Source organism: Burkholderia sp. BCC1985 (genome assembly GCF_905339915.1).
In the GTDB taxonomy this organism is placed as follows: domain Bacteria; phylum Pseudomonadota; class Gammaproteobacteria; order Burkholderiales; family Burkholderiaceae; genus Burkholderia.
Window position 1 is genome coordinate 1 of the sequence record NZ_CAJPGY010000068.1, and the last position, 21,967, is coordinate 21,967.

Here is a 21,967-nt window from a genome sequence, read left to right on the forward strand (position 1 = left end):
AACCGTCCCCGCGTTCATCAACCTGTTCATCGAAACCGGCGGCACCGCGGGCATCCAGTTCTCGTACGACAAGAGCTGAGCCGCGACGGCGCATGCCGTTTCGTGCGGTTGTGACCGTCCGGATACCGGCGGTCGCAACCGCGACACAACCCTGCGTCGACGCATTCCCTCCGATCCGTTACGAATACGCACGCACATCGCAGCGTTCCAGGCCCGCGACCGGGATGCCGTCGACACGGTGGAGGTCTATCGCCTCGATCAGATCGCCTGACGCCCGCCGCCGCGCCGGCAAGCACCGGCAGCGATTCGCAGATCGCGCCGCCCCTGGCGGCGGCGCGATCGATCGTTCCATGCACGGAACACTGAGGACCATCCGGCCCGGCTATCGACACGCGACACGTTCCACTACGCTTGGACTCATACGGATTGCCAACGGCATCGGACTCGCATCAAGCTCGCGTAACCCGCCGCGCCCCCGAACTGCCCGTTCGCGCCGCGTTGCAGCGCGGCCGCGCGAAGTCGTTCGCGCGGCCGCGACATGCCGGCGGCGCGTCGCGTTTCCCACGCGTCGCAGCCGTTTCGGCGAATGCCGCCGCGCGCCGCGCTTTCGTCACACGATTCGCGCCGCCGGCCGCCGGCCGCCGGCCGTCGCGTCACCCGTCGATCGCCTCGGCATGCGTGGCAGCGCAGCAAACGGCCGCCCTTTACTCATGCCCGACGCCCCTCGGACAGCATCATGAAATCCCTGAACATAGACGATATCCAGGCCTTCCTGTTCGCCGTCGAGCGGCAAAGCATCACCGAATCCGCACGCCGGCTCGGCCTGTCGAAGTCCGTCGTCAGCAAGCGCATCAGCGACCTCGAGCGCACGCTCGGCGTGCAGCTGCTGATGCGCTCGACCCGCAACGTAACGCCGACCGAAGACGGCATGATCTTCTATCGTGCCGCGTCGGAATCGATGCGCCGGCTCGTCGACGTCGCCGAGGAAATCGCGGAACGCTCGCACGGACTGTGCGGCGAGCTGCGCATCACGTCGCCGGTGAGTCTCACTCGCCGCCTGCTCGGGCCGGCGGTCGCGGCCTTCGCCGCCGCGCATCCGCAGCTGCGCGTCACGCTCGACACCGACGATCGCACGATGAACCTCGAAGTCGAGCGCTTCGACGTCGCGATCCGCTCCGCGCGACTGCCCGACAGCGCGCTGATCGCACGCCGCGTTGCCGCATGCGAGCGCGTCGTCGTCTGCAGTCCAGACTACCTCGCCGCTCACGGCGAACCGGACTCGATCGACGCGCTGCTCGAGCACCGCTGCCTGAACTACAGCCATACGGCGCCGTCGGCCACCTGGACGTTCACGACGCCCGGCAGCCTCGGCAAGCCGCGCGCGATCAGCCCGGGCAGCGTGTTCCTGTCCAACAACGGCGAAACGCTGTGCGACGCCGCGGTGCAAGGCATCGGCATCGCGATGCTGCCGCGCTACATCGCGGACGACTGCCTGCGCGACGGCCGGCTGGTGCGCGTGCTCGCCGATGAAGCACCGCAGGACGAAGTGATCTACGCGGTCTATCCGCGCAATCCGTACGCGAGCAACAAGCTGAAGCTGTTCATCGAACACGTGCGCATCGCGCTGCTCGATCCGCCGTCGTCCGCCGGCACGGACAAGGAGCTGCATGCCGAAATGCTGTCGACGGATTCCGTTTGACGCGATGCGCGCCACCGTGTCGCCGCCGTCCCGCCGGATCCGTCCTGCCGTCACGCCATGCCGCCGACCAAGCCCGCGCTAGCCAGGCCTGTCAACGCAGCGACGTTCGCTCGCATGCTGCTCGGCATGAGCCGCGAATACGGCCGAACCGACGGCGCGCGCCTGATCCATGTCGCGAAGACCATCGTCGCCGTCGTGCTGGCGGTGGGCGTGTCGATGCGGCTGGAGCTGGCAGCGCCGCGCATGGCGATGGTGACGGTCGTGATCCTGATGATGCCGGCGATCCGGCTGCTGTCCGGCGGGCCGTCGCTCACCGGACACGTCGAAAGCGTCGCGCGCGGCATCAGCGATCGCGACAATCCGGCCGGCGCGACGCTGCTCGCCGACGTCAACCCGATCTTCACGTGGGTGCGGCTCGCGCAGCGGGTGCCGGTCCGGATCCGGCTGGACGGTATGCCGCGCGACGGCTTCCTCGCGGCGGGCAGGACCTGCACGGTCACGGTGCGCCCGATGCCGCACGCGATGGCGCGCGGCGCGGCGCCGGATACGCGCCCTTGATGCCGTGGTACGGCCGCAGGCACACACGCCCGTGTTCGATATCGGGCAACACCGTGTTCTTGTTCGCGCGCCTTCCGGTGGCCCGGCATGCGCTTTTACACTGGGCGTTCGTCGGCGCTGCGAGCGGTATGTACTGCGCACCCGCTCCGTCGACGCATCCCGAACCCGCCGCGTCGAGCGCGCGCGGCCTCGATCGACCCCGCGCCGGCCTCGCCGGCCGGCAGGAGACTGGCAATGGCATTCAGCGTAACTCACGAACTCCGGCGCCGCACCGGGCGGCCGATGCAGTGCCGTTCGTTGCCGCGCGATGCGGATCGGCGCCGCGGCGGTCGCGCCGAAAGCAATCGATCATGCTGACCGTCTCTTCCGTCGGCATCGCGCCGCGCATCTCGTCACCCGGTCGCAGCCAGGTTCACGTCACGCTGCTGGAGTGGTCGCACGAATCGCTGCTGGTCCGCTGGGTCGAAAGCGGCCGCCTGCACTACGGCGAACAGAAATGGCGCCGCGCGGTCGCCCGGCGCGACGGACGGTGCGCGTATTCGGGCCGCGCCATCGTGCAGGGCGAGGCCGTGTTTCGTCCGACCGGCCGGCCGCGGCCCGCGAATCACCTCGCGATGATCGCGGCCGATGCGGTGGCGTTGCTCGATGCGTGATGCGTGATGCGCGGAGCGCGGAGCGCGTTGCGCGTTATGCGTGGTGCGTGGTGCGTGGTGCGGAGCGCGTTGCGTTGTGCGTGGTACGTGGTGTGATGCGGTGCCGTGTCGTGCAACATCGATCGCGCGGAACGGTACTTGCTGCATCGGCAATTCACTGGCGCGAAGCGAGCCGCGCATCGCCGCGAGCCAAGTCGATCTTGGCTGCAATGCATCTTTCGCACTCCGGAAGCCCGTTCGCCCACGCTTCACCGGATTCGTTGATCAACGGGCGACAGTGCGTCACGCGCATGCCGGCTTATCGTTCGACGCGATCGCGCGTATCGTCGACCCATGTTGTCCGATCCCGTCGACGTCATCGGCTTCGTTCGCCAACCGGCCGCTCTCGCGCGTGTGAACGCGGCCGTCAAAACAGGAAATTGATCATGGAATTCGTACTGGACCACTCGCTCGACGACGATACCGCCCGCGCGGTCGAACATGAAATCTGGCGCGTCGATCCCGACGCCAAGGTCGAGATCGATTGCGCGACGTCGCACGTGAAGGTCGAGTCGTGGCTGTTCCCCGAGGAATTCGTCGTCGCGTTCGAGGATGCGGGCTACAGCGTCAGGATCAAGACTCACTGACGCGCGCCCGGCCGGCGCCGCACGCGCGCGCGACCGTCGCGTTGCGCCGGCGACATTTTCCGCGCCGGCCGGCGGCCCGCCGCTCACCCGCCGATCTTGAACCCCGGCAACTGCTGCCCGAGCCGCGCGCCCATTGCCGCGCCGAGCGCCTGCAGCGCATTGAACGGCCGGATCATCACCTCGAATTCGACGATCCGCCCGTCGACGTCGAAGCGGATCATGTCGATCCCCTTCAGCCGCTTGTCGCCGACCGTCGCACTGAATTCCAGCACGACGCTCGTGCCGTCGTCGTCGGCGAACGCGCGGTGGTATTCGAAGTTCTCGAGGATCGTGAGCACCGTGCGCAGCGCCAGCAGCAGCGCGGGCGCCGGTCCGTACGGCTTGAACGCCATCGGCGAGCGGAACACGGCGTCCGGATGGACGATCGTGTCGAGTTCGCTGAAATCCTTGCGCGCGAGCATCGCGTGCCACGTCGCGAGCGATGCCGCGACGGCGGGTTGCAGATTCGACAGGGGTTGCATGCTCAACGACTCCGGTAACGTCACACGAAAGAAATCCGCTCGAAAGCGGCGCCCGCTCGGGCCGCCGCCGCATGATGCCGCGCCGGCGTCGTCACGCGTCCGGCAGGATCACGACCTTGCCCTTCACCTGCCGGCTCGCCATGCGCGCGATCGCGTCGGCCGCGCCCGCGAGCGGCACGCGCTCGGTGATCGCGGGCCGCACCTTGCCGGCCGCGAACCATTGCGCGAGCTGGCGCATGTTCGCCGCATGCTGCGCGGGGTCGCGCCGCACCGCGTCGCCCCAGAACACGCCCAGGATGTCGCGCTCCTTGAGCAGCGCGAGGTTCAGCGCGATCTTCGGAATCTCGCCGGCCGCGAAGCCGACCACGAGGAACCGGCCGCGCCACGCGGTCGCGCGCAGCGCCGCCTCGCTGTACGCGCCGCCGACCGGATCGTAGACGACGTCCGCGCCGCGTCCGCCGGTCAGTTCGTCGACACGACGCCGCAGGTCCTCGGTTGCATAGTCGAGCGTGTCGTCGGCGCCGGCCGCGCGGCACAGCGCGAGTTTGTCCGCGCTCGACGCGGCCGCGATCACGCGTGCGCCCAGCGCCTTCGCGATCTCGATCGCGGCCAGCCCGACGCCGCCGGCCGCGCCCAGCACCAGCAGCGTCTCGCCCTGCTGCAGGCGCGCGCGCTGCTGCAGCGCATGCAGCGACGTGCCGTAGGCCAGCACGAGCGCCGCGCCCTGCTCGAACGTCATCCCCGGCGGCAGCGCCGCGATCTGCTGCACGTCGGCCACGCAATGCTCCGCGAAACCGCCATGACCGGTGAACGCGACCACCTCGTCGCCGGGCCGCCAGGCGCTCACGCCGTCGCCGACCGCGTCGATCACGCCGGCGAATTCCGCGCCGGGCGAGAACGGCAGCGCCGGCTTTACCTGATAGAGCCCCTGGACGATCAGCGCATCGGGGAAGTTGAGCGACGCCGCCTTCACGCGAATCCGCACCTGGCCGGCGGCCGGTTCGGGAACCGCGACGTCCTCGATGCGCAAGCGGTCGATCGGGCCGAATGCGGTACACAACAGGGCTTTCATGCTCTCCTCTCTCCTCGCGCGACGTCGTCGCGCAGCGATACGGCATCGATACGGCAGCGGGACGCGCCCGCGCGATCGGCGCGCAGCGCACGCGCATCGGCCCGCGCCGCGTCACCGTCATTCGTGCTGCGCGGCGCTCTGAACCACGCGTCGCGCATCTCGAGCGTCGTCGTATCGGCGCTCGCCAGCAGGTCGAGCTGCGCACCCACCTTCGGCAGCTCCCGGCGAAAGAAGTAACGCACGGCGGCACGCTTGCCGGCTTGGAAATCGCCATCGCGCCCGTGCGCGGCGAGCGTCACGTCGAGCCACGGCCACGCGACGGGCCCGACGGCCGAACGCCCCGCAGCCGGATGATCGAGTCAGTGACTGCCAAATGCTGGCGGGAAATTTAGCACGGTCGTTCTAAACCGACAATGGCGGGTCGCCCCGATGGCGAACCGGGGCGATGGCGGCATGCGCAGGTGAAGGTGGGGCGATGCCGGCGCGCGACACGCCGGCCGCGATGCCCGACGTGCCCGCGCCCCGCTCACGCGGGCGGCGGCGGGTCCGCGTCGTCCGCCAGCGTGCCGAGCGGCACGAAGATGTAGCCCTTGCCGCGCACCGTGCGGATGTAGCGATAGTCGCCGACCGCCTGCTCGATCAGGTTGCGCAGCCGGAAGATCAGCACGTCCAGCCCGCGCTCGGAGCGTCCGGCCACGGTCAGCCCCAGCAGCGCGAGGATCTCCGCGCGCGACAGGACGCGCAGCGGCTGCGAGATGAACAGTTCGAGCAGCGCGAATTCGCTCGCGCGCAGCCCGAGGTCGTCTCCCGCGCGGGTCGCGCGCCGCGTGACGAAATTCACCTCGATGTCGCCGAACGCATAGGTTTCGGCATTCCGCGGCCCGCGCGGCGACTCCGGCCGGTTCGGCGCGTAGCGGCGCATCGCGCTGCGCACGCGTGCGAGCAGCTCCATCGGCTCGAACGGCTCCACGACATAGTCGTCCGCGCCGATCTCGAGCGCGACGACCTTGTCGACCACCCGCGCGTCGCGGCTGATCACGATCACCGGCATGTCGTAACCGGCGCGCCGCAGTGCGCCGAGCGCCATGTAGAACGTCGTGGCCGGCCGTTCGACCCGCAACACGATCAGGGTGGGCGGTGCCGCGCTCACGTGCGCGAGCAGCATCGACACATCGTCGAGCGCCGACGTATCGATCTGGCAGCCGCGCAGGAGCGCGCGGATCCTGTCGCGCATGCGCGGATCGGGCTCTACGACGAGAACTTGGGTGGCCATGGAAAATCGTCCAGCACGACGGCCCGCACGGCGCATCGCGACGTCACGCCGGCCCGCCTTCCAGCCGGAACGGCCGGGTGCGGCCCGCACGAACTCGCGCGCGCACGACGCCGGCGACTACACATGCATGCAGCAATCGAGACTCGTCAGGAAATAGCTCAGGCTCTTGCGGATCGACGTCTCGACGTCCCGCACGTCGCGCGCCGCGGGCGACTGGCCGAGCAGCGTCGCGACGATGTCGAGCGCCTCCCACGGATGCCGGTCGTCGTAGTCGGCATGCAGCTTGAGCCAGCGCATCGCGCGATGCCGCACGGCCGGATCGAACTGCCGTTCGTACGGCGATGCGCACAGCAGCGCGCTCCACTCGCCCGTCACGCCCTCGATCGCATAGTTGGTCGCGGCGATGCTCGGCGCGAGCGCGTCGGTACTGCCGCTCTTCCAGCACCAGTGGCTCAGCGAGAATCCGGCCAGCGGCGCGTCGCCGCGCAGCAGCATGTCGATCGTCACGCCCGATTCCGCCGCCCAGTTGGCCCAGTGATCGACGTGGTTCTGCTCGACGCGGATATTGCGGATCAGATAGCGCCGCGCCTTCTCGTCGCCGCGCGACCGATAGGCGGCGGTCTTCACCAGGTTCATCGCCATGTATTCCGGAAACTGGCTGACCACCGCCCAGCCGGTCACGAAGAATGCGCGCAGTTGCGACGCGCGCAGCGTCCCGCCGCTCATCGCCGCGAACACCGGATGCGCACGGACGCGCGCCTTCAGTTCGTCGGTCGCGCCGACCACGTCGCGCAGCCAGGCCGGATAGCTCGCCAGGTCCATCAGGTCGCCGGTCAGTTCAAATGGAGCACTCATGCGTTCGTTCCTCGCTTGGTTCAATGGAATCCCCCTTCCTGCCAGGGCGCGGGGCGGCTGAAGTAATAGCCCTGGCAATAGTCGACGCCCAGCGCGCGAAGCATCTCGGCCGTCGCCGTATCCTCGACGTGCTCGGCGACGGTGCGGTACTGCATCACGTGCGCGATGTCGTTGATCGCGGACGCGATGCCGCGCTTGATGCTGTCGGACGTCATGGTCGACACGAGGCCGCCGTCGATCTTCAGGTAGTCGATCGGCAACTGGCGCAGATACGAAAACGACGACATGCCGGCGCCGAAGTCGTCGAGCGCGAAGCGGCAGCCGAGGTCGCGCAGCTCGCACATGAAGCGCGACGCGACCTCCAGGTTGCGCACGGCACTCGTCTCCGTGATCTCGAAACACAGCAGCGACGGGTCGAGCCCCGACGCCGACAGTTCGGCGATCACGAACTCCACGAAGCGCTCGTCGGTGATCGACATCGCCGACAGGTTCACGTTGTATTCGACGTAGCGGCGCTGTTCGAGCCGCGCGAGGCGCCGGATCACGGTGCGCACGACCCAGCGGTCGATCATCGTCATGTGGCCGTAGCGCTCGGCGGCCGGCAGGAACACCGGCGAGATCAGCTTGCCGTCGGCGTCGGGGATGCGCAGCAGGATCTCCGCGCGCTCCCGCGCGCCGAGCGCGGGCTGGATCGGCACGATCGGTTGCGCATACAACTGGAAGGAATTCGTCTCGAGCGCCGTCTTCACGCGCCGGCTCCACTGCGTGTGATACGCCTGGCGGCTCGAATGCATGTCGCGCGAATCCGCGACATGCACGCGGTTGCGGCCGCGATCCTTCGCGACGTAGCACGCGACGTCGGCCATCTGCATCGCCTTCTCGACGCTCTCGGGCCGGCACGCGAGATCCAGCACGCCGATGCTCACGCTGAGCTTGAACGGCTCGCCTTCCCACAGGAACGTGAAGTCCTCGAGACTCGCGCGCAGGCGTTCCGCCTTGCCGCCGTCCGGCGCGCCGTCGCGGCCGGCCGGCAGCAGGATGCCGAATTCGTCGCCGCCCAGCCGGCCGAACACGTCGTCGTGGCCGAGACAGCGCGCGAATACCGCGGTCGCGTCGCGCAGCAGCGCGTCGCCCGCCGCGTGGCCGCACACGTCGTTGACTTCCTTGAAGCCGTCGAGGTCGAGCACCAGCAGCATCCCGCCGCCGCGCTGCGCCAGCGCGTCGCCCAGGCGCCGCTCGAACGCCGTGCGATTGATGAGGCCGGTCAGCGCATCGTGCGACGCCTGCCAGGTCAGCTTCTCGATCAACTGGTGTTCGCGCGTCATGTCGCGCAGGATCAGCACGTAGCCGACGCAGCGGCCCGCGGCGTTGTCCATCTTCGACAGCGACGCGCGCACCGACACCGCCGAGCCGCACACGCGGATCAGGTCGAGATCGCGGGTGAACGTGGGGTCGCTGCGGTTGCCGAGCGACGCGAGCAGCTTGATCGACATGCCCGTCGACGTGTCGATCAGGTCCAGCACGTCGTTGATCGGCTTGCCGACACACTGCCGCGACGACGTGCCGAGCAGCTGCTCGGCCGCCGGATTGACGGTCTCGATACCGCGCGTGAGGCCGATCGTGACGATCGCATCGGCGACCGAGCGCAGCGCGGCTGCCGCGAATGCCTGGCTCCGGTCCAGCTCGGTCTGCATCGACACCTGCTGGCGTTGCGCGCGGCTCGCCCACCGCACCGACAGCAGGATGATCAGCAGCGAGGCCACGATGTACGACAGGAACAGCTGGATGACGGCCGAGCGGAATTCGGCGCTCAGTTCGTCGGAAAAGCGCTTCGGCAGCGGTTCGATGTGCGCGTTGAGATCCCAGATCGCGTGGTTCAGGCTGCTCGTGCGCCGGACGTCGTCCGCATGCACCGACGCGTGCAGCGCGTTGGCGATCCTGCGCAGGTCGACCAGTTGCCGGTCCGCGTCCTCCCAGTATTGCAACGCGGCGTTCAGGCGTGCGAAGCTGCTCAGGATCGGGTAGAACCACACCACCGCCGCCGCATCGACCGGATTGATGCCCGCCTCGATCAGCGCCTGGCGCGCCACGCCGTGGTCCGGCGGCGTACTGGTCATCGCGCGGCGCGCGGCGCCGAGGAAGGTGAGGGTCCGGTCGACCGCCAGGTATTCGTCGAACAGCTTTTCGTCGCCGGTCTGCCCGTAGCGGCTCAGCAGCAGGATCTCGTCCTTCTGCGCCTTCGACCAGCTGCTTTCGCCGCCGACGTACACGCGCAACGACATGATTACGATCAGGCTGACGGCGACGAACCCGGCCAGCGCGACGACCACGACGACGATCGGCAGGATGCCGAGCGCCGGACTCCATGGCCACACGTGGAACGAGCTGCGCTGACTCTGGAGCTTCGAAATGTTTTCCATACCTGAATGACTGTTTTTCTGATTCTTGTCGATGCCGCCGGCCCGACGCGTCGCCGCACCGCCTGCGCCAGGCACCTCCCCGTTCCCTTTGCGCGCCGCGCCGCCGTGCATGCCATCGCGCCACGACGCGGTGCCGGCGACTATGTCGTCCGGACGCGGCGCGACAACTCGGCGCCGGCATCCGTACCGGCATCGGTCGCGAGAATGCGGCGTGTTTCGTCGCGCACGACCCGATGGCAATCGCAGCCCTGCCGTTCGAGACCGGCGAGATCCGTCAGCACGATGGCACCGCGATGCTGATGGATCAGGCCGAGCTCGTGAAGCTGCCGCGTGGCATCGGTGACGGTCTCGCGGCGCACGCCCAGCATCTGCCCCAGCATGCCGTGCGTGACCGGGATTTCGATGCTGCGTGCGCGCTCGTAGGCGATCAGCAGCCAGCGGCCCAGTTGCTGCCGCATCACGTGATGACGGCTGCAGAACATGACCTGCGACGCCTGGGACAACGCCAGCTGCATCCGCACGAAGACCTGCCGCCGGATCGCCGCCGACACGTCGCACGCGTCCGCGAAGCGGCGCGCATACAGCCGGTACGCGAACCCTCCGCGGTAGACGACGACGCGGCGCTGCATCGCGCTGCCGATGACGTCGTCGCACACGATGCCTTCGCGGCCGATTTCCGTCACGCCGAGTGTCGTCTTGCCGCCCGCCGTGTATTGCAGGGAAATGCCCGCCGTCACCGGAAAATAGACGGCCTCCAGATTCTCGCCGGCATCGCACAGCACCTGGCCGGTCTCGAGATTCGAAAGCATCAGATGAGGCGCCAATTCGGAACGGTTAATTCCGTCGAGCGCTGACAGGAAATGATTGGCACCAAGTGCATGCGGCAACTCGATGACGTTGTTGGCCTGATGTATCACGGCGCACCTCGTACGTTGTATCCCTGCCCCTCGGCCACCGGACCTTCCTGCTGTTTTCACCGCACCGGTTTAACGGTTTCTCCGCCTTTTCAGCGCGGTGACATTGAGCAAAAAGGTATCACGCAGCCCAACCGTACGCGACACTCCGCTTTTGTTACATGAAGTAATTTGACAGTTCGGCTCGCCATCCGAAGATACTTGCATTGTCAATAAAAAATTAGCGATTTAAATCCCACCCATATAAAACGGATTGCGCAATGAATCATTGAAAACGGCGCATGAATGTCAATGCGCGGTAATGCGATTTACACTGGAAATTAAAATCATTCCCGAATCGAAAAGAATGCGGAAAATGTGGGTTATCCCACACTTCTCCCTCGTCAGGTGTGAGCGCCGTGACGGCGTGCACGTCCGAGACGGGTGCTAGTGCGCCGATGCCGTGGCCCGGCCCGCGTCGAGCGATGCGGCCCGCAATGCGTCCGCCGGATCCGGGAAGTCGCGTTGCCGCAATTGCGCGAGCTGCGCGTCGCGCGCGTCGGGCGCAAGCGGTTGTGCGTCGAGCCGGTCGCGTTCGGCCGCGTAATCGCGATAGCGTGCCCGCCACGCATCGTCGCCCTGCTGCATCCGCTCGACGCGCGCGGCGACTTCGGCGCCGAGCTGCGCACGCAGCGCATCGGGCGTCGCGCGCTGGCCGTCGAGCCGCGCGAGCGTTGCAAGCGCATCGCGTTGGCGCGCCGCGCGCTCGCGTGCGTCGCGCTCGTCCGGCGGCAACGCCTGATCGAGTGCGGCGAGGCGTGCGCGCTTCTGCGCGTCATCGAGCGTCGGATCGCGCGCGATCCTGATCCGGTCGAGATCGCCGCGCTGCCGCCGCAATTCCGCGTCGAAGAACGGCGCGCTCCAGTCGCCGAGCCAGCGGCGCGCGAGCGCCGCACGCCGCTCGAGTTCGCCGGCGATGCCGTCCGGATCGAGACCGGCGCCTGCCGGCAGCGCGCCCGGCAGCGTGTCGAACGCGGCGATGCACGCACGATAGCGCGGCCACAGGTCGAGCGCATCGCGGCGAGCCGGCGCGCCGATCGGCTGCGAAGCGATTTCGTGCGCGACCAGCGCATCGAGCGCCGCGGGCGTCAGGTCATGCTGCGCAAGCAAAAAGTAATCGAAGAATTCCCGCACCGCATGCACGTGCGCGAGGCGCCCGCCGGGCCCGACCGGCAGGCGCGGCGCACGCGCGCCCGCGAGCGAGGCCGGCAGCGTGACATCGGACACGGCAAGCACCGGCCGCGGCACCGCCGCACCGCTCGGCGCGGCGTGGCCGGGCGGCGCGGTATCCGTGGCGGCCACGGCAGCCGCCGACGCAGCCTGACGACCGAACGCGTGCCAAACGGCGGCCGCGGCGATCGCTCCGGTCGCGCCGTACAACACCGCGCGGGACAGCATGGTCCGGACCTCCATCGCTCAGACGCCCTGCTGCTTCAGCCGGTTTGCCTGCACGCGCAGCGCGGCGACCGGGTCTTCCGCATAGGCGCCGCGAACGCCGAGCAGCTGGTTGATCGCGTCGAAGTGATTCCAGCGATAGCGCGTCGAAATCACCGTGCCGAACCGCGCACTGCAGGTCGACGTGAAACCGTCGTTCGGGCCGGCGCCGGCCAGCGCCATGACATTGCCGGCCGTCAGGAACACGAGCGTCGAAGGATCCAGCACGTTCGCGGGATCGATGACCGGAATCACGCTGGTGTCGACCGCGCCGGTCACGATGCCGAGCAGCGATACCGGCTGATACGCGGCCCCGCTCCACGAGTACAGCAGATGCACGTTGCCGCCGATCGTCTCGACCGGTGCGCCGGTGCCGCACGCGCCGGCGCCGAGCCCCGGGCTCGGGAACAGCTGGTTGAACTGCGCGGCACGGGACGTGCTCAGCGCGTTGAGCGCGGCGATCGCATCCTGGTTCGTGTTGTGCGTGTCGCTGGTGAGGATCCCGAACAGGTTCAGCAGCGCACCGAAGATTGGCGTCGACAGGCCGGTCGGGTCGAGCTTCAGCGCGCCCAGCACGAAATCGGCGAACTGCGAGCCGCGGTGGGGCGTCGCGATCGTCGTGACCGACGCGACGAGCGCGGGCGCGACCGACGCCACGTAGCGCGACGTCAGCCCGCCCTGGCTATGACCGATCAGGTTCACCCTGGCCGCGCCCGTGACCGCGAGCACCTGCTTGACGTAGGCCAGCAACTGTTCGCCGCGCCCGTTCGGGCCGAGGTCGCCCTGGAAGCCGGACAAGTCGGCGACGTAGACGGTCGCGCCATGCCGCTGAAGATCGGCCTGGATGCCGTACCAGTACGGCAGGATGCCGAAATAGTCGTCGGTCCCGGTCAACCCGTGCACGAGGATGATCGGATAGCGGGTCGCCGCGTAGTCGTCGACGGCCGTCTGCGCGCCGGCCTGCGCCGGGCCCAGCAGGACCCACGCGAGCAGCGCGATACGGGCGATGAACCGCGCGTACCCGAGCGATACGCGTCGCGCCGCCACGGCGTGCAGGAACGCCGCCGCGATGCCCCGCACGGCCGCATCGGCACGACGACGCGCCGCGATACGCCGGTAGATGTCGAAGTCATGCATTCGCGTGCTCCCATGCGGCATGCGCGGCCACGCGCCGCTGCCATGCGATGAACAGCGGCGCGCCGACGACTTCGAGCGCCGTGAAGCCGACGAACGGCGGCCACGGCAGCCCGAGCGCCGCGAGCGAAATCAGCCGCCCGATACCGCCGAGAAAGATCATCATCCACAGCGTCGCGAACAGCCGCCCCTGATGCTCGATGCGCGGGATCACCGAAAACGCCGCGAGCCCGAGCCCGAGCCAGACGCCCGCATGGAAACGCAGGTTGCCGTCCAGCGTCGCGTCGGCCGGCAGCGCGATGTCGAGCGACGCGTACAGCGGATCATGGATGCCCATCATGCCGAGCACTCCGGTGATCGTCGGAACCAGCGCAAGCACGGCGGTCGCCGCCTGAAGCGCGCGTTTGCTCATTCGAATTCTCCTTGCGTCATCGATAAAAAATGCCCAGCACCTGAACGCTTGTCGACTCCGGCATCGCGCCGAAGCGGCTCCACGACGGCCCACCCTGATGCAGCCATTGCAGCGCGACGTCGAAGCGGTCGAAACGCCGCCGCAACTCGAGCCAGTATTGCCGGCCGCCGCCGAGATCGGCCTGCACGAAACCCGACAGGTCGAGGCGACGCACGCCGACATTGCGCCACGCCGCCATCACGAACACGCCGTGACGGGTTTGCAGTTCCTGCGCGGCAATCGAGGTCTGCACCGCACGGCCCCAAGCGAGCGGGTTCGCGCGCTGCAACGACCGCCATTGCGCCGCGTTTGCGCCGCCGCCGTTGCTCTGGAATTCGGCGGTCAGCGACAGGTCGACCGGCAGCGTCCACGTCGCGCCCACCGATGAACTGGTGCGGAACGCACGATCGTCGGCCGCGCCGGTGGCACGCGCGATCAGCGAGCGTCGGTAGCCGCCCGTCCACTCGACGTACGCGACCACCGAGTTGCCGAGCAGCACGCTCAGATTCTGGCCGAACTGCGGCGCCTGCCCGCTTTCGCCGTAGACGATCCATTGCGGCTGGATCGCCGCGGTGAGCCGCTGGCTCGCGACGAGCATCCAGCGGTCGACGCCGTTGGTGCGCTGCAGGTCGGATGAAGCGGCCGGATCGCCCGGCAGGCTGCGGCGCTCGAGCCGCGGCGACAGCAGCGCCGCGAGCGAGCCCGAGTCCCACACCTGTTGTGCGCGCAGCCCGACCGTGCCGAGCCGGTTCGTGTGCCGGCTGTCCGGATCGGGCGGCACGTCGAGACTCACCGCCCCGGCCCGGAAGAAGTCGGTCGGGTTGTAGCCGATCGCCGCGCCGAGCCGCTCGTTCACGCGCCCCGCGTCGACGACGAACGCGGGCGACGCGCGCCAGCTCGCATACGCTTCCTTCACGAGCGTCACGTCGCGCGACGACGTGCGCGACGTGCCGAGCGGATCGAAGCGGTCGAAGCGCATCGAGAAATGCGCGGCGAACGACGGCGTCAGCCACTGGCCGTATTCGAACTCGATCGACAGTTGGTTGCGGCCGGCCTCGCCGCCGTCGCGATAGCGGCTCGCGCGCAGCGCGTCCTGCACGTTCAGCTTCCACGGCTTCGCGGTGTCGGCGGGCGTCGCGGCCGGCTGGTCGGCCAGCGCGAGCGCCGCGGCGTCGGCCGCGTCGACGCCGGCCGTGCCGTCCGCCGCACCCGCTCCACCCGCCCCACCCGCATCCGCTGCACGCACGAGCGCAGGCAGCAGCACGAACGCGAGCGCGGCGATCCGGCCTCGGCGCCGCGCCGTCATTGCGCCTGGAAGCGGGACAGGTAGTCGCGCTGCAGCCATGCATCGGGAATGTCGCGCCATGCGTAGTCGGAGAAACGCATGACCGTGACCCAGTTGCTGTCGAGCCCGTCGACGATGACGGTCTCGGTCGGCCGCTCGACGCCCAGTTGCATCGTGTAGCGGCGATAGAACGCGGTCTTCAGCAGCCGGTCGCTTTCCGAATAGAAGCGTGCCTTCAGCGGCCGGTTGTTCGCCGCGTCGATCCAGATCTCGATGCGGCGGTACGTGAGCCCGTCGCCGTGGCCGGCGAGCGCAAGGCGGTACGCGCGACGGGTCTGCCGGTCGCCGTCGACGATGTCCTCGACGCCCTTCAGCGCGGCCGTATAGTCGTGCGCGAGATTGACCGTCACGACGTCGCCGTTCGCGGCCTGGCCGAGCAGCCGCTGGTCCGGCGAGATCCGCACGCTGGCCTGGTTCGCCGGATCGTAGAACCACAGGTCGTTGCCGTTCTTCAGCATCAGCTTGCCCGTGTCGCGCGCCGGCGCGACGAAGCGCACCAGCGTGCGGAACGCACCGCCGGGCGCGTCGGGCTTCGAATGGATCGACAGCGTATTGCCGTCGACCTGCTTGCCGGACCGGTACTCGACGAGCGTCGCGGTCAGCACGAACGATTTCTCCGGTGTGCGGATCGCGTCGCTCGCCGCGAGCACCTTCTGCGGATCGGGCGCCGGCTGCGCACGCGCGACGCCGGCCAGGAACGAAAGACTCAGACAGCATGAAACGAACAGGCGACGCACGGGCGCTCTCCCGAAAGTGAAGTGAACGAAAAACGCGGCAATCGGGCGACCTCACACGTGCCGCAGCGCATCGACGATCGACAGCCGCGCCGCATGCCGCGACGGCAGCCACGCGGACAGCCCGGCCACGCACGCGAGCCCGGCGAACGTGACGGCGATGGTTCGCCACTCGCCCCACACGCGCACCGTCAGCGCGACCGCGTCGATCCGCGCGGGCGGCGTCCAGGCCAGCCCGCTGCGATTGACGATCGCGGCAATGGCGAGCGCGACCAGCACGCCGAGCGACGCGCCGGCCACGCCGAGCAGCGCGCCCTCGCAGACGAACAGCGCCTGGATGCCGCCGCGCCGCATGCCCATCGCGCGCAGCGTGCCGATCTCGACGGTGCGCTCGATGATCGCGGTGCTCATCGTGTTGCTGATCACGAACAGCACGATCGCGCTGATCAGCACGAACACAAAACCGAAGATCACCGAGAACATCCGGTTGGTCTGGTCGTAGAACGGGTTCAGCGTCGCGAAATCGACGACGTCGAGCGCCTGGCCGTCGAAGCCGCCGTGCAGCAGCTGTTCGATGCGCGCGCGCGCCGCCGGCAGATCGGCCGTGCGCGCGAGCTGGATCTCGATCGCGGTCGCGCGCGGCGCGGCGCCGCCGTAGACGAGCCGCTGCGCCTGCGGCAGGTGCACCGCGAGATACACGTCGTCGAGTTCCTTCACGCCCTGCTGGTCCGCCTTCACGACCGAGAAGCGGCCGACGTTCGGCGCGCCGCCCGCGCTCGCGGTCAGCACTTCGACATGGGGCGCGCCGTCGGCGGCCGGCCGCGTGCCGGCCTCGGCCTGCGCGAGCGCGAGCACGTCGGGCGGCGCGGTCGCGGCCGGCCCGTCGGCGGGCGGCTCGGCCGGGGCCGGCGGCGCATCGCGGCAATCCGGCACGCGCAGCGGGCCGCACAGGTGCAGCACGCGCGCGACGCCGAGGCCGACGATCGCCGCGTCGCCGGCGCTGCCGCGCAACGCGAATGTGCGCGGCTGCAGCGGGAACCCGTAGGCGTTCCATTGCTGCATCCGGTACTGATCGTCCGCAATCGCGCCGAAGCCCATCACGGTGCGTGACACGCCGGCCGCGAAATTGCCGGCGATCCCGCCGAACTGCAGCGTCGGCGTGACGACCTGCAGCAGCGGCGCGAGCTGCGGGTCGTGCCGCAATCGTTCGATCAGCGCCGGGTAGCCGCGAATCCCGTACGCGGCCGGGTCGCCCGTCCCGTACAGGAAATAGCCCTGCCGCTGGATCTGCAGGTGGCCGCTGCGCTGCACGAAGTCGGTCTGCAGGCCGAGCGTGATGTCGCGGCTGAAGCCGCCGAACAACAGGATCGCGCTGACGCCGACGATCATCGCGAGCAGCGTGGTGAGCGAGCGCCGGCGGTTGCGCTGCAGGTTGCGCAGCGCGAGCATCAGCGTATGGGTCATCGGTACACCTCCTGCGTCGCCGTGTCGTCGCCGGCTCGTTCGTGGCCGACGATGCGGCCGTCGAGAATCCGGATCACGGCGTCGGCCACCTTCACCACCTCCGGATCGTGCGACGACACGATGAACGACACGTCGCGCTCGCGCTGGATCGCGCGCATCAACGCGATGATCGCGTGCCCGGTCGCGCTGTCGAGGTTCGCGGTGGGTTCGTCCGCGAGGACCATCGCGGGCTCGGCCGCGAGCGCACGCGCGATCGCGACGCGCTGGCGCTGGCCGCCCGACAGCTGGCTCGGCCGGTGCCGCGCCTTGTCGGCCAGGCCGACTGCGTCGAGCAGGTCGCGCACCCGCGCCGCGCGCCGCGCGGGTGACCAGCCCGCCATCAGCAGCGGATACTCGACGTTCTCGTACGCGGACAGCACCGGCAGCAGGTTGAAGGTCTGGAACACGTGGCCGACATGACGCGCGCGAAAATCGGACAGCGCATCGTCCGACAGCGACGCCGTGTCGTGACCGGCGATCGTCACGCGCCCGCTGTCGGGGCGGTCGATGCAGCCGATCAGGTTCAGCAGCGTCGTCTTGCCGCTGCCCGACGGGCCGCTCAGCACGGTGAAGCGGCCCGCGTCGAGCGTCGCCGACACGTCGGCGAGCCCGGTCACGCGCACGCTGTCGAGCAGGTAGGTCTTCGACAGGTGTTCGACATGCACGAGGCTCACGACGCACCTCCCGCGCGCAGCGCGTGTGCCGGCGCCGCCTTCGACGCCTCCGCGCCCACAACGCCGGGCACGGCCGGCAACCCGCGTATCAGCCGTCGCAGCTGCAGCCGATACGCGAAATGCTCGACCTCGATCACGTGCCGCGGCGTGCGATGGAACGCGATGCCGCCGCTCCAGTCAGAGCGGCCGCGCCGGATCAGCCGGTCGATGCGCGCGGCCTTGCGCGGCGCCGCGTCGCGCGCATGCAGGTAGCGGGCGAGCAGCTGCGCCTGGTAGTCCATCAACGGCCAGTTGCCGGTCGAGGTCTGGAACAGCCCGATGAAGAACAGGTCGCGATGCTGCGCGTCGAACAGGTTCAGGTACAGCGACGGCTGCGGCTTGCGCCATTGCAGGTGCGCCTGGTCGATGAACGGGAAGCTCGGCTGGTAGCCCGTCGCGTACACGATCACGTCGATCGCCTCCTCGCTGCCGTCGACGAACACGACGCGATCGCCCTTCAGTTCGCGCACGTCCGGCCGCGCGTCGAGGTCGCCGTGTCCGAGGTGATAGAACAGCGTCGAGTTGATGATGAAATGCGATTCGAACAGCTTGTGGTCCGGCTTGCGCAGCCCGTAGTGTTCGGGTTGCCCGGCCGTCGTCAGGCGCAGCAGCCGTTCGCCGAAAAAGCGCCGCGCCCACAGCGGCATGCGCAGCCGCAGCGGCCATTCCGCCCACTCGTCCGCCGGCATCCCGAACAGGAATTTCGGCCAGTAGTAGTAGCCGCGACGCGTGCTGTGGAAGACCGCGCGCGCACGATGCGACGCCTCGACCGCGATGTCGCAGCCGGAATTGCCGGCGCCGACCACGAGCACGCGCTTGCCGTCGAAGATCTCCGGCGTGCGGTACTGCGACGAATGCAGCTGCAGCCCGTCGAACCGCCCCGGATAATCGGGCAGTTGCGGATGCGACAGGTGGCCGTTGCAGACGATCACGCCGCGATAGGTCCGCACCTCGCCGCGATCCAGTTCCACGCGCCACTGCGTGCCGCCCTGCACCGGTGCGATCTCGAGCACCGAGCGGCCGAACTCGATCCGGTCGTACACGCCGAAGCGCCGCGCGTACGCGCGCAGATACGCGAGTGCCTGGTCGCCGCGTGCATAGGTCGGATAGTCGTCGGGAATCGGAAAATCGGTGTACTCGGAAAACCGCTTCGAGCTGATCATGTGGATCGAGCGATACACCGCGCCGCTCGGGCGGCCGTAGTACCAGTTGCCGCCGACGTCGTCCTCGCGCTCGATCACGTCGAAGCCGATGCCGGCCGCGAGCAGGTTCTTCGCGGCGGTGATGCCCGCCGCGCCCGCGCCGATGATGCAGTACCGCGCGCCGTCGTTGCGCTCCGTCATGGTGAACCTCCTCTTCCCGTTCAAGTAGCCGACGCCGTCACGGCTTGCGTGTCGGTCGCGCCGGCGAGCCGTGCGTCGTACAGGTCGGCGATCGATGCGCCCGCGCGATCCGCGATCGCGAAGCGATCGTCCGGATAGCGCAGCAGCATGTCGGCGTCGCCCGCCTGCGCGGCGCCGAACACGATGCGGCCGATGCGCCATGCGTGCGGCGGCTCGCCGTCGGCGGGCCACGCGCCGAGCAGCACGCGCAGCACGTTTTCCAGGTGATTGACCGGCAGCCACAGCTGCGGACACGGCACGCGCCCTGCATCACCCTGCACACCCTGTACACCCCACAGCGCGGCGGGGTCGGCGGCCTTCGCCTGCGCGATGCCGCCGCTCCATCGGGCCTCGGGCAACAAGTCGTCGCGCCAGCTCGCGCGTGCGGACCGCCGGGCCGGGCCGTCCTCCGTCTCGCGCGGCAGCGCGACGGTCGTGCCGCCGGGTGGGTGACCGCGGTACACGAACGTCGCATCGAGCAGCACGCGGGCGGCAAGCGACGCGCAGCGCACCGTCACGTGCCAGCCGTCGGCCACCATGCGGCCGCTCACGTCGGTGTCGAGCGCGAGATCGCCATGGCCGTCGAGCGCGTCGGCGAGCGCGTCGAGCGCGATCGTGATGTCAACGGCTTCCTGCAGGCAGGCCCGCTCGCCGCCGGGCGGCGCGACCCAGTCGGCCACGACGCGCGCGTGCTCGAGCAGCAGCGACGCCGGCACGGCCGCGCGGCCATCGACGCGGAAGGCATGCGTGTACGGTGCGCCGGCCGTGCGATAGCGCGTCGAGAAGCAAGCGAACGGCCGGAAGCGTCGCGGCGCGCCCGCGTGATGCCGGCGCGTCGCGAGTTCGCCGAGGTTCGGCAAGCCTTCCACCGCGTCGAACCCGCGCAGCTGGATCGGCGTCAGTGCGCGGCCGACCGCGCCCATGTACATCGGCTCGCCGATGCTGGATGACGCTGGATTCGCTGGATTCGCCGGCGCCGCGAGTTCCGCGAGCCAGTGGCGCACGCCGTCGTCGATTCGCATCGGCGTTACGTAGCGCCGCGTGACGGCGAGGTTCGTGATCATCCCGACACCGTCCCACGTCGGCCACGCGATCGTCTTCACGACGCGCTCGCCGGCGTCGCGCCGCGCCCACCAGCCGAGTCGCGCCAGCGCCTCGTTCGCGGCCGCATAGTCGGTCTCGCCTGTCATTCCGCCCCAGCGGCCGGTCAGCGAGCCGACGTTGACGAAACAGTCGACGCGCGGCCGGTTGCGCACCGCCGCGTAGAGATTGAGAAAGCCGAGCACCTTCACGCGCGCGGTGCCGATGAACTCGTCGGCGCTCTTGCGCGGCAAGCGCACCGGCTGATCGATGCCCGCGTTGTGGATCACGGCGCGCAGCCGGTCGCCGAATGCGTCGCACAGCGTGCGCACGGCCTCCGCGTCGGTCACGTCGCATACGCGGTAGTGCACCGGCAGGCCGAGCGCGGCCACGGCGTCGAGCGACGCCTTCAGGTCGCGACGGCGTTCGAGCTGCCGCAGCGCATCCCGGATCGCCTTCGGCGATCGCTCGGGCGTCGCCTGGCGCAGTTGCTCGAGCCCGTAGCGCTTGAAGCCCGCGTCGTCGAGCGCGAGCCACGGCTCGTCGCCGGCGGGCAACGCATCGCGCCCGGTGACGATCACCGTGCAGCGATGGCGTTTTGCGAGCGCGCACGCGGCCAGGAAACCGATGCCGCGCGCGCCGCCCGAGAACAGCACGACGTCGTCGGGCGCCCAGTCGGGCGCCGCGTCGGCCGGCAGATCGTCGCGGGTCGCGACGAGCGTATGGCGGCGTCCGCCGCGGTGGCCGACCTCGAAGCGTCCCCAGCGGTACAGTTCGCGCGCGATCAGCTGATCGACGCGCCCCGTTTCGTCGGGCGCGATGTCGAGCACGCGCACGTTGCAGTTCGGCAGTTCCTGCGGCAGCGTCTTCGCGAGGCCGGCCCACAGTCCGCCGAGCGGCTGCACGAGCGGGCCGTCGCCATGGCCCATCAGGCCGTCCTGCCAGGTGAGCGCCAGATAGAACAGCCGCGACGTCGATGCTTCCTGCGACCAGTCGCCGTAGCACGCCTGCAGCAGTGCGACCGTGCGGCGCAGCGGCGCTTCCCATTGATCGCGCACGTCGAGCGAGAACGGCGCTTCGATGCCGAGATCGACGATCCCGTCGAACGGCCCCGACTGCGCGACGAACGCGCTCGCGGCGGTTGCCGGATCGACGCCGTCGGCCGGCGCGAACACGCCCGGTTTCGCACAGGCGCGCGTGAGCGTCGCCACCACGCGCTCGACCGTGCAACCGCGGCCGTTGACGATCGCGATCCGCTTGCCGCTCAGCTCGGCCGCCGGCAGGTCGGGCAGCGGCTCGATCTCGACCGGCCGCCAGGTGAAGCGGTGCGTCGGCGTGGCGTCGGTGCGCTGCGGCGCGTCGTCCGCGATCGCGTCGCGCTGCAGAAAGGCCAGCACGTCCGGCGCCAGCGTAGGGCCGGCGGAATGAACGGGCGTGGGTGATGCCGCGCTCGCCGGTTGCTCGGCGCCGGGTGTCGGTGTCGGTGTCGGTGTCGGCGTCGGCGTCGGCGTCGGCGTCGGCGTCGGCGTCGGTGTCGGCGTCGGTGTCGGCGTTGGCGTTG

General features: G+C 69.4%; 18 protein-coding genes and 4 pseudogenes. 6 read left to right on the forward strand and 16 right to left on the reverse strand.

Going from position 1 to position 21,967, the window contains the following annotated elements:
* From U4Z31_RS34995 to U4Z31_RS35020, 6 genes and pseudogenes are all read left to right on the forward strand, one after another.
* A pseudogene (locus tag U4Z31_RS34995) lies at window positions 1–79 on the forward strand (hydrolase); the annotation flags it as partial.
* A gap of 666 nt (window positions 80–745) precedes the next feature.
* Complete coding sequence (locus tag U4Z31_RS35000; protein WP_044848437.1) at window positions 746–1,699, forward strand: LysR family transcriptional regulator; 954 nt, start codon at window positions 746–748, stop codon at window positions 1,697–1,699.
* A 126-nt stretch (window positions 1,700–1,825) separates the two neighbouring features.
* A pseudogene (locus tag U4Z31_RS35005) lies at window positions 1,826–1,969 on the forward strand (FUSC family protein); the annotation flags it as partial.
* A 12-nt stretch (window positions 1,970–1,981) separates the two neighbouring features.
* Window positions 1,982–2,257: pseudogene (locus tag U4Z31_RS35010) on the forward strand (efflux transporter periplasmic adaptor subunit); the annotation flags it as partial.
* Complete coding sequence (locus U4Z31_RS35015) at window positions 2,257–2,910, forward strand: DUF3331 domain-containing protein (RefSeq protein ID WP_321812800.1); 654 nt, start codon at window positions 2,257–2,259, stop codon at window positions 2,908–2,910. The pseudogene U4Z31_RS35010 and the gene U4Z31_RS35015, both read left to right, overlap by 1 nt.
* A 425-nt stretch (window positions 2,911–3,335) precedes the next feature.
* Window positions 3,336–3,536 (forward strand): hypothetical protein, encoded by a 201-nt coding sequence (locus U4Z31_RS35020; protein WP_257775134.1) that lies wholly within the window; start codon window positions 3,336–3,338, stop codon window positions 3,534–3,536.
* 83 nt (window positions 3,537–3,619) lie between these two features.
* Here the strand turns inward: U4Z31_RS35020 and U4Z31_RS35025 are convergent, their stop codons facing one another.
* The 16 genes and pseudogenes from U4Z31_RS35025 to U4Z31_RS35100 form a co-directional block, all read right to left on the reverse strand.
* Window positions 3,620–4,057: a nuclear transport factor 2 family protein gene (locus tag U4Z31_RS35025; RefSeq protein ID WP_124487621.1), complete on the reverse strand. Its 438-nt coding sequence runs from the start codon at window positions 4,055–4,057 to the stop codon at window positions 3,620–3,622.
* A gap of 91 nt (window positions 4,058–4,148) precedes the next feature.
* Complete coding sequence (locus U4Z31_RS35030) at window positions 4,149–5,129, reverse strand: NADPH:quinone oxidoreductase family protein (protein WP_321801527.1); 981 nt, start codon at window positions 5,127–5,129, stop codon at window positions 4,149–4,151.
* Between the two features lie 140 nt (window positions 5,130–5,269).
* Window positions 5,270–5,449 (reverse strand): annotated as a pseudogene (locus tag U4Z31_RS35035) (acyl-CoA dehydrogenase C-terminal domain-containing protein); the annotation flags it as partial.
* A 206-nt stretch (window positions 5,450–5,655) separates the two neighbouring features.
* Window positions 5,656–6,402: a response regulator transcription factor gene (locus U4Z31_RS35040; protein WP_321812791.1), complete on the reverse strand. Its 747-nt coding sequence runs from the start codon at window positions 6,400–6,402 to the stop codon at window positions 5,656–5,658.
* Between the two features lie 117 nt (window positions 6,403–6,519).
* The gene (locus tag U4Z31_RS35045; protein ID WP_044848403.1) at window positions 6,520–7,257 is read right to left on the reverse strand and encodes a TenA family transcriptional regulator; all 738 of its coding nucleotides are present in this window, start codon (window positions 7,255–7,257) and stop codon (window positions 6,520–6,522) included.
* A 20-nt stretch (window positions 7,258–7,277) separates the two neighbouring features.
* Window positions 7,278–9,677 carry a putative bifunctional diguanylate cyclase/phosphodiesterase gene (locus U4Z31_RS35050; protein ID WP_321812792.1) on the reverse strand — a complete coding sequence of 800 codons (2,400 nt, stop codon included), beginning with the start codon at window positions 9,675–9,677 and terminating at the stop codon, window positions 7,278–7,280.
* Between the two features lie 140 nt (window positions 9,678–9,817).
* The gene (locus tag U4Z31_RS35055; protein ID WP_124487617.1) at window positions 9,818–10,594 is read right to left on the reverse strand and encodes a Crp/Fnr family transcriptional regulator; all 777 of its coding nucleotides are present in this window, start codon (window positions 10,592–10,594) and stop codon (window positions 9,818–9,820) included.
* A gap of 423 nt (window positions 10,595–11,017) precedes the next feature.
* The gene (locus U4Z31_RS35060; protein WP_321812793.1) at window positions 11,018–12,028 is read right to left on the reverse strand and encodes a lipase secretion chaperone; all 1,011 of its coding nucleotides are present in this window, start codon (window positions 12,026–12,028) and stop codon (window positions 11,018–11,020) included.
* Window positions 12,029–12,046: 18 nt separating this feature from the next.
* Window positions 12,047–13,201, reverse strand: coding sequence for a triacylglycerol lipase (locus tag U4Z31_RS35065; RefSeq protein WP_321812794.1), 1,155 nt, complete (start codon window positions 13,199–13,201; stop codon window positions 12,047–12,049).
* Window positions 13,194–13,610: a DUF4345 domain-containing protein gene (locus U4Z31_RS35070; protein ID WP_321812795.1), complete on the reverse strand. Its 417-nt coding sequence runs from the start codon at window positions 13,608–13,610 to the stop codon at window positions 13,194–13,196. Before U4Z31_RS35070 ends, U4Z31_RS35065 begins: the two co-directional genes overlap by 8 nt.
* Window positions 13,611–13,626: 16 nt before the next feature.
* Window positions 13,627–14,931: a hypothetical protein gene (locus tag U4Z31_RS35075; protein WP_415750328.1), complete on the reverse strand. Its 1,305-nt coding sequence runs from the start codon at window positions 14,929–14,931 to the stop codon at window positions 13,627–13,629.
* A gap of 20 nt (window positions 14,932–14,951) precedes the next feature.
* On the reverse strand, window positions 14,952–15,731 hold the full coding sequence (locus tag U4Z31_RS35080; protein WP_124892451.1) for an outer membrane lipoprotein-sorting protein: 780 nt from the start codon (window positions 15,729–15,731) through the stop codon (window positions 14,952–14,954).
* Window positions 15,732–15,782: 51 nt separating this feature from the next.
* The gene (locus tag U4Z31_RS35085; protein WP_321812797.1) at window positions 15,783–17,192 is read right to left on the reverse strand and encodes an ABC transporter permease; all 1,410 of its coding nucleotides are present in this window, start codon (window positions 17,190–17,192) and stop codon (window positions 15,783–15,785) included.
* Window positions 17,189–17,905, reverse strand: a complete 717-nt coding sequence (locus tag U4Z31_RS35090) for an ABC transporter ATP-binding protein (protein WP_124667589.1) — start codon at window positions 17,903–17,905, stop codon at window positions 17,189–17,191. The genes U4Z31_RS35085 and U4Z31_RS35090 overlap by 4 nt, the downstream gene beginning before the upstream one ends.
* Window positions 17,902–19,287, reverse strand: coding sequence for a flavin-containing monooxygenase (locus U4Z31_RS35095; protein ID WP_321812798.1), 1,386 nt, complete (start codon window positions 19,285–19,287; stop codon window positions 17,902–17,904). Before U4Z31_RS35095 ends, U4Z31_RS35090 begins: the two co-directional genes overlap by 4 nt.
* Before the next feature lie 20 nt (window positions 19,288–19,307).
* On the reverse strand, window positions 19,308–21,803 hold the full coding sequence (locus U4Z31_RS35100) for a KR domain-containing protein (protein WP_321812799.1): 2,496 nt from the start codon (window positions 21,801–21,803) through the stop codon (window positions 19,308–19,310).
* Window positions 21,804–21,967: the final 164 nt, after the last annotated feature.